Origin of the sequence: Thalassoroseus pseudoceratinae (assembly GCF_011634775.1) — a bacterium.
GTDB lineage: Bacteria > Planctomycetota > Planctomycetia > Planctomycetales > Planctomycetaceae > Thalassoroseus > Thalassoroseus pseudoceratinae.
Window position 1 is genome coordinate 843,606 of the sequence record NZ_JAALXT010000002.1, and the last position, 12,712, is coordinate 856,317.

General features: G+C 53.2%; 7 protein-coding genes. 5 read left to right on the forward strand and 2 right to left on the reverse strand.

What is annotated here, in order from left to right; genetic code table 11:
• Window positions 1-1,260 (reverse strand): efflux RND transporter periplasmic adaptor subunit, encoded by a 1,260-nt coding sequence (locus G6R38_RS08885; protein ID WP_166823064.1) that lies wholly within the window; start codon window positions 1,258-1,260, stop codon window positions 1-3.
• A gap of 365 nt (window positions 1,261-1,625) precedes the next feature.
• On the opposite strand from G6R38_RS08885, the gene G6R38_RS08890 reads away from it, so the two are divergent.
• Window positions 1,626-1,781: a hypothetical protein gene (locus G6R38_RS08890; protein ID WP_166823067.1), complete on the forward strand. Its 156-nt coding sequence runs from the start codon at window positions 1,626-1,628 to the stop codon at window positions 1,779-1,781.
• Window positions 1,778-3,796: a PAS domain S-box protein gene (locus G6R38_RS08895; RefSeq protein WP_166823070.1), complete on the forward strand. Its 2,019-nt coding sequence runs from the start codon at window positions 1,778-1,780 to the stop codon at window positions 3,794-3,796. The genes G6R38_RS08890 and G6R38_RS08895 overlap by 4 nt, the downstream gene beginning before the upstream one ends.
• 42 nt (window positions 3,797-3,838) lie before the next feature.
• On the opposite strand, the gene G6R38_RS08900 is transcribed toward G6R38_RS08895, so the two are convergent.
• Window positions 3,839-5,635 carry an esterase/lipase family protein gene (locus tag G6R38_RS08900; RefSeq protein WP_166823073.1) on the reverse strand — a complete coding sequence of 599 codons (1,797 nt, stop codon included), beginning with the start codon at window positions 5,633-5,635 and terminating at the stop codon, window positions 3,839-3,841.
• A gap of 299 nt (window positions 5,636-5,934) precedes the next feature.
• Between G6R38_RS08900 and glgX the strand changes: the two genes are divergently transcribed.
• From glgX to G6R38_RS08915, 3 genes are all read left to right on the forward strand, one after another.
• Window positions 5,935-8,076, forward strand: coding sequence for a glycogen debranching protein GlgX (gene glgX, locus G6R38_RS08905; protein WP_166823076.1), 2,142 nt, complete (start codon window positions 5,935-5,937; stop codon window positions 8,074-8,076).
• Between the two features lie 291 nt (window positions 8,077-8,367).
• Window positions 8,368-10,845, forward strand: a complete 2,478-nt coding sequence (locus G6R38_RS08910) for a glycogen/starch/alpha-glucan phosphorylase (protein ID WP_166823079.1) — start codon at window positions 8,368-8,370, stop codon at window positions 10,843-10,845.
• 189 nt (window positions 10,846-11,034) lie between these two features.
• On the forward strand, window positions 11,035-12,690 hold the full coding sequence (locus tag G6R38_RS08915) for an alpha/beta hydrolase (protein ID WP_206028514.1): 1,656 nt from the start codon (window positions 11,035-11,037) through the stop codon (window positions 12,688-12,690).
• Window positions 12,691-12,712 lie beyond the last annotated feature (22 nt).

A 12,712-nucleotide genomic window follows, 5' to 3' on the forward strand; every position in this document is an offset into this window, starting at 1 on the left:
TTAGCGTCCCCCGTCTTGGAAAATCTTCACTTGCTGATTTTCACGCAGGGTGTTCACGCCAGCGGTCACGACCCATTCCCCACGTTTGAGTCCTTTGGAGACAGACAGCCCGACCGGCGTGAGTTCGCCGAGTTCAACTTCCCGACGTGTGACCGTTTTGTCGGCCTCGCTGACGACCCAAACAAAGCTCTTTTGCCCATCCTCACCAGCGGAGACAGCGGATGGTGGGACAATCAATCCCGCCTCTTCCACGACTTCATTTTCGTCGGGTTTGTTCCGGACCTTGGCAGCCATGCCCGGTAGAATTCGCACGTCCTCGGGTTGATCGATCTCAATCGTAACGGGATATGTGCGTGTGGTGCGTGAGGCTTCGCTACCAACTTTCGTCACGCGACCAACAAACTCCCGATCACCGAAGACATCGAAAAAACAACTCACTTGTTTGACCAATGGGACAAGCGGAATGATGCTTTCGGGAATTTGGATTGTGACCTCGATCGTGGCGACATCCAACAGTCGGACCACCGGTTGCTTTTCCACGACGGTCTGAAAGTTATCGACATATCGGGCGGCGATTTCGCCATCGAACGGTGCTTTGAGCACCGTGTATTGGAGTTGGTTCTTGGCATTCGCCACGGCGGCTTCCAAAGCGCGAATCTCGGACCGTTTGGCCTCCAGATCTTCTTCCCGCGCGCCTTTCATCCCAATGTTGAGATCTTCTTTGGCTTTAACCAATTGCGCGGATGTTCGGTCACGGCGAGCAACGGCCACATCGATTTCTTGTTGGGTGGCTGCTCCTCTGGCGAAGAGTTTTTCGGTTCGCTGATAGTCGACCAATGCCTGTTTATAGGTCGCTTCGGCTTCGGAAACGGTTGCCTTGAGTTGTTCGAGTTCTTCCGGTCGAGCACCGGTTTCCATGGCCGTCAGGTTCGCACGGGCTTGGGCCAACGTCGCTTGTGCGCTCGCCAGGGCTGTTTCGAAGTCGCGTGGGTCAAGGGTACCGATGACGTCGCCTTTGTTCACATCGCTTCCGACATCGACAGGGAGCGATGCCAGAAGCCCAGCGACTTGAAACGAGAGTTCGACTTCGTTCTTGGCGGATGCTCGTCCAGGGAATTCTCGGCCACCAATGGATTTCAGGTCTCCCACCTTGATTGCGCGGACGGGTCGCACCGGTTCAGTGGTGGTTTCCGTCTCCCCACACCCCGCATGCACCGCGACGGCGAGTAAGACACAGGCCATTCTTAGACGCTCGTGCATAGTTGACTCCGCAGAGAAATGGGCATCATATTCGGCACAGGTCCTGAATGATTCTTAGTTAATTTTTGATGAGCCTGACTGGCTCCACCACCGCTCGTGTGAGACGGCGTACCGAAGCGACAGGAATCTTGATCTCAGTCGTCTCAATGGCAAGTTGCGTCAAACAAACTCACGAAAGAGGCAAGGGGCTCTATTCTATCACATGGTTGCTGGGTAGGCTGGAGGTCCACGAACAATTTTCGGTGAAGGGAAAGTCGATTTCCCCTCACTGTGATAGGTTCGTTAGAGTACACTTTGGAATGTCGCAAGTCCAGCATGTTTGGTGATTCAGAGACACTCCCAAATCGACGCGCGATGTCCCTTCAATGTCCGTTGAGAATGCGAGTCGTAAGGACTCTTCCGGGGCGGGAACCGGTCCTGTTCTGGAACTTGAAATCCTCGGTGACATCGTGTTCCTATTTCTACAAGAGTTGTGTCTCAACTTGGCCCCCCAATCCGCAAAGAAAGATGCCACGCAATGACGAACTTCGAGGCGGACAAGAATTTGTTGTTCGGCGTCATTGCCATGCAATGCGATCTGATCGATATGCGTCAGTTCGTCGATGCTTGCACGTTGTGGTCTTCTCGCAAAGAGTCCACGTTGGCGGAAATTCTCGTGCAGCAAGGTTGGCTCGATGAAGAAGACCGCGAGCACGTGGAATACCTGCTCAAACGGCGAATCGACAAACAAGGAGGCGACGTTCGGAAATCACTCGCCAGCATGCCCGACGATGTGAAAGCCGCTTTGTCGGGCATCGAGAACGATTCGATCATCGAGACAATTCAGGAACTGGCCGACAACGATCGCTGGAAAACCACCGTTGCGATCGAACCGCCCGAGGAACCGAGCGACAAAGTCACCTTGAAAGGTTTGCATTCGACGGGGGGGATTGGTCAGGTCTGGATTGCGGAGGATCAGATCCTCAAGCGAGAGATCGCCTTGAAGGAACTCAAGACCGATATGGCCCGGTCTCAAAAGAATCGTCACCGGTTTTTTCGCGAGGCTCAACTCACCGCTCAGTTGGAACATCCTGGTATCGTCCCTGTGTACGACTACAGGGCTAACGAACAAGGAAGTCGGTGTTACTACACGATGCGTTTCATCAAAGGACGCACGCTGACGGAGGTCGTTAATGCCTATCATGCGGAGCGAAAGAAGGCCGACACGCTTCAGATGAGCGAGCTGATCAAACTGCTCGGAATGTTCATCAACATCTGCCAAACCATTGCTTATGCTCATTCGCGGAATGTCATTCATCGTGATCTCAAGGGAGACAATGTCGTCGTTGGCGACTTTGGCGAGGTGATTGTCTTGGACTGGGGGTTGGCCAAACGGCTTGACGAGATTCTCGTGGAGACCGTCTTGGATGACGAATACGGGGCGACAATTATTACCGACGATGCCGACCCGACACCGTCCAACGCGACAATGCAAGGAGAGAAACTGGGAACGCCGGCTTACATGGCTCCCGAACAAGCGTTAGGGCACATTGATCGGATCGACCAACGCACCGACATTTACGGCCTGGCGGCGATTCTTTATGAAATCCTAACGGGCGAACCGCCATTCACGGGAAAGAGCATTGTCAAAATCCTCGATGCGGTGATCCATGATACGCCGAAAAGACCCAGCGAGATCGTGCCGGATTTACCAACCGAGTTGGAGCGGATTTGTCTTCAGGGCTTGGCCAAAGATCGAAAAGCCCGCCCCGAGTCGGCCACCGAGCTGGCAGAGCAAATTCAAAATTGGATCGCGGAACGAGCTGACCGCAAACGGACCGAACAGGAACGCGAACGATTCTTCAGTCTCTCGCTAGATTTGCTGGCGATCCTCGACGCCGAAGGAACCCTGAGCCAAACTAATCCGGCATGGGAAAAAGTGCTCGGTTGGACTTCATCCGAACTCGAAGGTCAAACGGTTCGAAGTCTTTTGCATCCGGACGATCAAACTCAGTTGGCGAACAATCTCAAGAGAATTTTGGCTGGCGAGTCGTTGACCGAAGTGGAACATCGTTGCCGCTGCCGCGATGGTTCGTATCGGTGGATTTTGTGGAATGCCAGCCTGATTGCCGGGGAGGGTTCGATTTATCTGGTCGGTCGCGATATCACGGAACGCAAGCAAACCGAGCAGACGTTCCAAGAACTACTCGAGTCGGCTCCCGATGGCATGGTGATCGTCAACGATCAAGGACAGATCGTTTTGGTGAACGCACAGATTGAGCATCTGTTCGGTTTTGACCGTCAGGAACTTCTCGGCCAACCCATCGAAACACTGGTTCCGGAGGAGGTTCGAGAACGACATCCGGCTTATGTCCGAAAGTATATTTCAGAGCCGGAGTGTCGACCAATGGCATCGGGATTGGAACTTTACGGGCGTCGAAAGAACGGAGACGTGTTCCCCGCGGAAATCAGTCTAAGTCCCGTGCAAACCGAACAAGGACTCCTCATTTCCTGCGCAATTCGAGATGTGACCGGTCGCCATGGGACGTCGAATTAGGACGCCGTCGAATGGTAAGTGTGTCCGCAACTCTCGTCTCGTTCACGGTGTTGGCAGAGGTGGCAGGATGTCGAATTGCTGATCGGGAGTCGGAGCCAATTGTTCGGGAATCGGGGACAGGTCCGGCGGGCTTTCCCTCAGATGCAACCAGAGGATGGCATGGATTTCTCGGAGGGTTTCTGGTTGTTCTTTGATGCTGGAATGTCCCGCGTCAACGAACAACTCACTTTCGACACCACCGATTCGTGCACTATCAACAGCCACAACGCCATCGCCCGGGAAACATGGCTCTAATCCCCCCGTTCCAATGATGGAGTGCAACTTCACATGCGATGCGAACGGAAGCATGTTCAGGCCCTTCAGACCGGGACTTCGTGGTGAGAGCCCTCTCACACTGCTGGGCAGACGGCGAGGAATGTAAGGGCGTAGATTGTCTTTGTTGAGTCTTCGGACTTCTTTCCAGTCTTCGGCGGACTCGTGTGGTTGGCCAGCGAGGAGCTTCCCAAGACAACCTATCAACCGCTGACTCATTCCCGATCCCTTATGTGGCACAGACATGAAAACGACGCGTGTGATGAATGGTTGTGGTTCAAAGAACAGCCAATCCGCGATTTTCTGTTTTTGTTGGGGAGTTCCCTCGAGTTCGCTAAACGGCACTTTGGCGAACAAGTTCCAAAGAATATGGCCGCTGTGAACGACCTGTAATCGCGACAGCAACCCACCCATGCTGTGCCCCATCAAGATCATATTTTGAAGTGCCGGGTCGCGTCCGTTGGGGTCGAGATAACAGAGCGTGCTTCGCAAGTCTTTCCGGAGATCCGCAGCGGTCGCCAGGAACGGCATGCTCGTGGGATACAAGTACACCCAGATTTGGTAGCGTTCCATCAGTTTTGGCTGATTAAGGAGATCGTTGAGGATTGTTCCCCAAGTCGTCGGGCTGGAAAGCAAACCGTGGACGAGCACCAACGGAATCTTGCCGGGTTGATATGGTTGACACATCAACAACCCCTCGTGGTCCATCGCGATTTCCGGTTGCAAGAACGCCTTGATCGGATTCATTTCTGCTTCAAGTTGGCTCAAAACGAATTGAACGGCGGCGGCGATATTTCGCGACAATCCCAGCCGGTACCCCTGAACGACCTTGGTGGTCTCGTTGATCGGGCTGTTGAATTCAAATCGCCATGCCGACGGCGTGTCCGCGGACTCGTCATTGGGACAAAGCAATGCGGTGATGGAAATAGCTTGTTTGTCGAAGAATCGTTCGTCTTCGGGGTTGCCGGAACGGCGGAAATGAACTCCAAGAAGGCTGCCGCCAAGTCCGACGCGGACGGTCGGGAGAAAATGCGGATTCTCGAAACACGTCCCAGCGGTGCGAAGGCAATCGATCTGATCGAGTCGCCACGGCATGCCGCGTTTGGTGACAGGAACCGTATACCACTCTTCTCCGACACGCACCTTGAGCCCTTGAAGAAGATCGAGCCGACCGAAGTGTTGGCCGTAAATCAGACTGGACACCACGGCGGAGTTGTAGAGTCGCATGCTCCCACGCCAAAGCTGGGGCGGATCCTGAGAAAGCCCTTCTGTGACTTCACCCCAACATTGAACCGCCGTCGCGAAGAAATAGTCCACGCATTCGTCATTCCCTGCATACGCGAACTGCTGAGCTTGCTGGAACGCCTGCATGAGTTCCGCGTGTCGTGGGCCTCCGCACTGAAGCTCCAGCGGCTGAACCGGAGTGGCAGGTCCTGGTTCGGTCGCGAATGCGTTGGAACTCCCAAGTATCGTAAGGAGCATCAACGTCAGCGGAAGAAATCGCGTTCGCGCAAGCGGTGCTTGCATGTTCTCAATCCTTTGAAAAACATTCTCCGCGGTGCAGAAACAGCATTAAAAGGATTCGACCAGGCAGAATGATGAGATCAGTCCATTCGTCCAATCTCACCGAAACTCGTCACCCAGTGCACGATATGTCCTGTTAGGTAAGCCTCGCTCCGAAACTGCGTTGTCACGCTACGCGACTCCGTGGACAATCACATCGGGAAACTTGCTAGACTCTGCTGATTAGGCAGGATTGGCGGTCTGCCGGTTCTCTTGTTCAAGTATGAAATCATTGATTTCTCTCACATTCGGTGTCTCGCATCATGTCAAAGCCCCTCGGATTTCAGAGCAGTGGAGCCCCGAAGAACATTCGTCGCGGCCGTGAAGGCGGAACCGTGACTCAAAATCCTCTTGGGCATAGTTATCCATTAGGAGCCACACTCAATGACGGGGGTGTCAATTTCAGCATTTATTCCCGCCATGCAACGAGAGTGGAACTTGTCCTGTTCGATCAGCCGAATGATTTGTCTCCCAGTCGAATCATCCGACTCGATCCCATCCGAAACCGAACCTACCACTACTGGCACACGTTTGTGCCGGGAATCGGTGCAGGGCAACTCTACGGCTACCGGTTTGAAGGACCCAACAACCCCGACCGTGGTCTTCACTTTGATTCTTCGAAAGTTCTTCTTGATCCCTATGGGCGAGCGGTGGTCGTGCCGGATGAGTACGACCGCGAAGCGCTGTGCCGTGTCGGTCAAACCGCACATGCGATGAAGAATGTCGTGGTTGACTCAGATGACTACGATTGGGAAGACGACGTGCCACTGCGATTACCCGCGGCCAGAACAATCATTTATGAAATGCACGTTCGCGGATTCACACAACACTCATCCTCCGGTTTAAGTGAAGAAAAACGCGGCACCTACGCGGGGCTCATCGAAAAGATTCCCTATCTCCAAGAGTTGGGCATCACTGCGGTGGAATTGCTACCGGTGTTCCAATTCGACGCCCAAGATTGTCCACCTGGCAAAACAAATTACTGGGGGTATGCACCGGTTTCGTTCTTTTCGCCGCATCAGGCATATTCATCGCGTCAGGAGCCTGGCGACGCGGTCAATGAATTCCGAGATATGGTCAAGGCCCTGCATCGAGCAGGCATTGAAGTGATTCTCGATGTCGTCTTCAATCATACCGCCGAGGGCGAACGGAATGGCCCCACACTTTCCTTCCGAGGGATCGACAATCCGACCTACTACATTTTGAACTCCCCGGGCGCGGAGTATGCGAACTATTCCGGATGCGGAAACACACTCAACGCCAACCATTCGATTGTCCGTCGAATGATTGTGGATAGTCTCCGATACTGGGTATCGGAAATGCATGTGGATGGATTTCGATTTGATCTAGCCTCGATTCTCGCCCGCGATTCAACGGGAAATCCGTTACCCAACCCGCCGGTTCTTTGGGATATTGAATCCGATCCCGTGTTGGCCGGAACCAAGTTGCTTGCCGAAGCCTGGGATGCAGCCGGGTTGTATCAAGTCGGTAGCTTCATCGGGGACAGCTGGAAGGAATGGAACGGGAGGTTCCGGGATGACGTCCGTGATTTCTTCCGGAGTACGCCCGGTTCGGTTCGGCAAATCGCCGATCGTCTTCTCGGCAGCCCGGATATCTACGGACACAAAGGCCGTGAGGCCGAGCAAAGTGTGAATTTTGTAACCTGTCACGACGGGTTCACCCTGTACGACTTAGTGTCCTACAACGAAAAACACAACGAAGCCAACGACGAAGACAATCGAGATGGCACGAACGATAACCGGAGTTGGAATTGTGGAACCGAAGGGGAAACAGACGACCCCGCTATCTTGAAACTCCGCTATCAGCAGATGAAGAACTTCCTGACTGTCAATCTGCTCTCACTCGGGCTGCCGATGATTCTCATGGGAGACGAAGTCGGCCGCACGCAGCGTGGCAACAACAACGCCTACTGCCAAGACAGCGAGATCAGTTGGCTGGATTGGTCGCTCGTCGAGTCTCGTGCCGATCTACTTCGGTTCGTGAAGTTGCTCATTGCACGGCGATCGTTACGGAACATCGAACACGAAGAAAATCGTTTTAGCCTCATCGATATCATCGCCAACGCTCCGCACGATTGGCACGGTATCAAACTTCACGCTCCCGACTGGAGTGATTCATCCCATTTGGTGGCAATCGGGGTGGAATTTCAGGGCGTTGATTTCCTGGCGCACCTGATCTTGAATTCCCATTGGGAATCACACATCGTCGAATTGCCAGCCGTCACCGACGATCAACCCTGGCGACGTTGGATCGATACATCGTTAGACTCTCCGGAAGATATCGTTCCCTGGGAGACGGCCGCACCGGTCGAGACGGACGACTATCACGTCGGGGCCCGCTCCGTCGTGATGTTGTATTCCGGAAAGATTACTCCGTCATTGTGAATGACGAGGAACTGCACGAAACGCGAATACAAAGATCAAGCCACGCTCGAAGGTAGACGTTTTGTTTCCGAGACAGACGGAAACGGTACGTCCACCGCGACTTCGGAAATTCTCGAATCTGTAGAGACGCGAAGCCCCGCAAACGCTATTCTCCAGGGAAAACGTACAACAGAAGCCGTGCAACCGTCATGGTTTTCTGCTATTTCAGAGATCGAAGCCGTTGTCGGCCACGTCGTCGTCGGTTCCGTTGATTACCGCCCATTTCGATGATTAATTGAGAGTCGGATTCCCATGAATGAACGCTCCACGAAGGATTCGCTGCGTCAGTATGAATGCGGAGGCTTCCGCTTCACCGATCGAATGGCCCGCGAGATTTACGACCGCCACCTGGTTTTCGATCACGCCGTGAATGTCGAGAACGCTACCCAACGTGAACGATTCGAAGCCGTCGCGTGTTCACTACGAGATTTGTTGACCCAACGATGGCTATTGACCCAGGAAACGTACGACAAAGAGAACCCCAAGCGGGTGTATTATCTGTCGATGGAGTTCCTGATCGGCCGCACATTGGTCAACAACATCATCAACTTGGGGGTGGAAGAGCTCGTTCAAGAGGAATTGCAGTCCGACCCGCACCAGGATTGGCCGGAAGTCATCGAAACCGAACCCGACGCGGGACTCGGCAACGGTGGTTTGGGCCGTCTGGCCGCTTGTTTCATCGAATCGCTGGCAACCTTGCAGATACCCGCGGTCGGTTATGGACTGCGTTACGAGTACGGTATTTTCCGTCAGTCGATCGAGAACGGCTATCAGGTCGAACACCCCGATCATTGGTTGGCCCGACCCGACCCATGGGAAGTCATGCGTCCGAATGATGTCGTGACCATTCCACTCGGTTGCACGTTTGAACTGGATCACGGACAGTTGCGAGCGGTCGCAGGCCATTCATCGCATTTGCTCGGAGTTCCGTACGACCGGCCGGTGGTTGGCTATGGTGGTCGCACGATCAACACCCTGAGACTCTGGGGAGCTTCCTCGCCCGATGAGTTCGACTTCGGTGAGTTCAGCACGGGGGATTTTGTCGGGGCGGTAGTGGAACGGATTCTGGCGGAATCGGTGACACGCGTCTTGTACCCAGACGATTCGACAACAGCTGGTCAGGCTCTTCGTTTCGTGCAAGAGTACTTCTTGGTGTGTTGTTCACTCGCCGACATCGTCGCCTGTTTCCAGCGGACGAACAAAGACCTTAAGAATCTTCCAAACAAAGCCGCGATCCAACTCAACGACACACACCCTGCCATGGCAGTCGCTGAGCTAATGCGGATTTTGATTGATAACAATGGACTCGGTTGGGACGAGGCTTGGGAAATCACGACGAACACGTTGGCTTACACCAATCACACGTTGCTGCCGGAAGCACTGGAAAAGTGGCCGACCAGATTCTTTGAATTGGCCTGCCCGCGGCTATTGGAAATCATCTACGAGATTAATCAGCGATTTCTCCAAACGGTCAAAGAACAATATCCCAAGGATGCCGCTCGTCTCAAACGTATGAGTCTGATTGAAGAGGGAGAACATCGACTCGTGCGGATGGCGAATCTGGCAATCGTCGGGAGTCATAGTATTAATGGTGTGGCGGAGATCCACTCGGGTTTGCTCCGCACACGCGTGGTCACCGACTTTGCAGATATGTTTCCCGAACGCTTCAACAACAAGACCAACGGTGTCACCCCGCGACGTTGGCTATTGCGTTGCAATCCGGATTTAGCACGACTCATCACCGAAAAGATTGGCGAGGGTTGGGTCACTGAACTTTCGCAATTGAGCCGTCTGCGGCCACTAGCCGATGATGCCGAGTTTCGCAGCCAGTTCCGCAAGGCCAAGCAGGCTGCCAAGAACCGATTCGCTGAATGGCTCAAGGATCGGTCTGGTCTCGTCGTCGATCCAACGACCATTTTCGATAGCCAAATCAAGAGGATTCACGAATACAAACGGCAGTTGCTCAATGCACTGCATATCATCCTGTTGTACAACCGGTTGAAAGAGAACCCAAATCTGAGCATGCCGCCTCGGACGTTCTTCTTCGCTGGCAAAGCAGCACCGGCCTACTGGCTTGCCAAATTGATCATCAAGCTGATCAATAATGTGGCTGCGGTCATCGATGCCGATCCGCAAGTGCGAGAGAAAATCAAAGTCGTCTTCCTGCCGAACTATAATGTTTCGCTGGCCGAAAAACTCATCCCTGCGAGTGATGTCTCCGAGCAGATTTCGACGGCCGGCTACGAAGCTAGCGGCACGGGCAACATGAAGTTCATGATGAACGGTGCACTCACGATCGGGACACGCGACGGGGCCACCATTGAAATGGCGGAAGAGGCCGGTGAGGAAAACTTCTTCCTCTTCGGGCTCACCGCCGACCAAGTTGCCAAGAATCGGGGGTGGTACAATCCCGAGTGGCACTACGAAAATGAGCCGGAAGTCCGAGCCGTCTTGGATCGAATTTCTGGCAATCACTTCAGTCCTGACGAGCCCGATTTGTTTGAGCCGATTCTTCAGACATTGATGAACGGCGATTACTTTATGCATCTTGCCGATCTCACATCCTACGCAGAAGCGCAAGAACAGGTCGGAGAACTATACGCCGATCAAGATGCTTGGAGTCGAAAAGCAATTATCAATATCGCCTGCTCCGGAAAGTTCTCGAGCGACAGAACAATTCTGGATTACGCCGACGACATCTGGGATGCATCACCCTGTCCGATTCCGTAGTCCCGTTATGTCTTCCGAGAGTATCTTCTCAATCGGTCGCTGTCGGTCAAAGAGGCCCGCAGCGACTGTTTTCGCATCTCGACTAACCGTTATTCTCCAATCGCGACTTGACTAAGTTTCCGTGTTCAAACACGGCCTTTGGGTTTGTCACGAGTCGAATTCGTCTGCCATTGCAACGAGGGTATGAGAATGAAGATCTGGCTTTCGTCTTGGTGGAACAAGTTCTCCTTCGTGGGTTTGTTTTTCGCGGTCCTCTTCTTCGCCGCTTCGGTAACGCCGTCGCTGTTGCCGAGACACTATCTTGTTCAGGGCATTCTGTCCGGCATGTCGTTGGCTGTCGGGTATGGATTCGGTGTGCTCGTCGTTGGACTTTACCGTTTCCTTGCGCTACCAGAACCGCAAGCCAAGACACAGCGGATATCAAAGATCGTCTCATCAGCCCTGGTTGCCATTGTGACTGTCACCGCGCTATGGCAAATGACGGCTTGGCAGAATTCCATCCGAACACTTATGGAAATGCCTCCACACGAGACAGCGTACCCGATGCGTGTCATAGGCATCGCGTTAATCGTTGGGATTGTTCTCTTGGTCCTCGGGCGACTGTTTATCACCGCCAACATTATTGCCGCGCGAGTTGCTGAAAAATTCGCACCACGCCGAATCGCGTTGTTTTTAAGTTTTAGCTTTGTAAGCATTTGTGTCCTGCTGCTCACAAACGACTTAATTGCCGCGATGCTGCTTCGTTCCGCAGACAACTTCTTTGCAGAGTTAGATCAAATCACTGAAGAAGGGATTCAACCTCCGAGTGATTTCGATAGCACCGAAGGCGAAGAATCCTATATTGACTGGGACTCAATTGGACGCCAAGGGAAGTTGTTCTTGACCCAACGACCAACCCAACAAGAGATCGAGGACTTTCATAACAAAGTCGCAAAGCGTCCTATCCGTGTCTATGTTGGCATGCGTTCGCGATCGACGATGGAGGAGCGGGCGGAACTCGCATTAAAAGAACTTAAACGTGTCGGCGGATTTCAACGCTCCGTCCTGATTGTCGCAACACCGACAGGAACCGGATGGCTGGATCCATCGGCTGTTGACACCGTGGAATACATGCATCGAGGTGACACGGCGATTGTGAGTATGCAGTATTCGTACTTGCCAAGTTGGATCACATTGTTGGTCGAACCTCAACATTCCATAGATTCTGCAACGGCATTGTTCGATGAAATCTATAGTTATTGGAAAACACTTCCGAGAGACTCACGCCCCCGGTTGTATGTGCACGGTTTGAGTCTCGGTGCACTAGGGGCAGAGGGTTCAGCGGATGTCTACACCATCTTCGAAGACCCCATTCAAGGCGCTGTGTTTAGTGGCACACCGTTCCCGAGTGTGAGATGGCAGCAACTTGTTCGAACTCGAAACGAAGGCAGTCCAATTTGGCTTCCCAAGTTTCGTGACAGCCGTCTTGTGCGATTTACGTCACAGAAGAACGCGTTGGAACCGGAAAAGGCTTGGGGCCCGTTGCGTGTCGCATACATTCAATATGCAAGTGATCCCATGGTTTGGTTTTCGCCAGAACTTGCTTGGAGACAACCTGATTGGTTGATTGGAAAACGCGGGCCCGACGTTTCACCTCAATTGCGGTGGTACCCGATTGTTACCTTTCTCCAAGCGGCGTATGACATGCCAATGGCCACATCAGTCCCCCTCGGTTTTGGCCACAACTATTCACCATCGAGCTACATAGATGCTTGGAATGCAGTCACGACTCCAAACGACTGGACAGAGGAGATGTCTCAACGATTGAAAGACGTCTTCAATAATCGTGCGACTCCGAAACCATAATCGATAGTCGTTTGGAATCAGT

What these genes read in the sequence shown, in the direction of transcription:
- glgX (WP_166823076.1), top strand. Translation starts at nt 5,935, where the DNA reads ATGTCAAAGCCCCTCGGATTTCAGAGCAGTGGAGCCCCGAAGAACATT.
- G6R38_RS08895 (WP_166823070.1), top strand. Translation starts at nt 1,778, where the DNA reads ATGACGAACTTCGAGGCGGACAAGAATTTGTTGTTCGGCGTCATTGCC.
- G6R38_RS08910 (WP_166823079.1), top strand. Translation starts at nt 8,368, where the DNA reads ATGAATGAACGCTCCACGAAGGATTCGCTGCGTCAGTATGAATGCGGA.
- G6R38_RS08890 (WP_166823067.1), top strand. Translation starts at nt 1,626, where the DNA reads ATGTCCGTTGAGAATGCGAGTCGTAAGGACTCTTCCGGGGCGGGAACC.
- G6R38_RS08915 (WP_206028514.1), top strand. Translation starts at nt 11,035, where the DNA reads ATGAAGATCTGGCTTTCGTCTTGGTGGAACAAGTTCTCCTTCGTGGGT.
- G6R38_RS08885 (WP_166823064.1), bottom strand. Translation starts at nt 1,260, where the DNA reads ATGCACGAGCGTCTAAGAATGGCCTGTGTCTTACTCGCCGTCGCGGTG.
- G6R38_RS08900 (WP_166823073.1), bottom strand. Translation starts at nt 5,635, where the DNA reads ATGCAAGCACCGCTTGCGCGAACGCGATTTCTTCCGCTGACGTTGATG.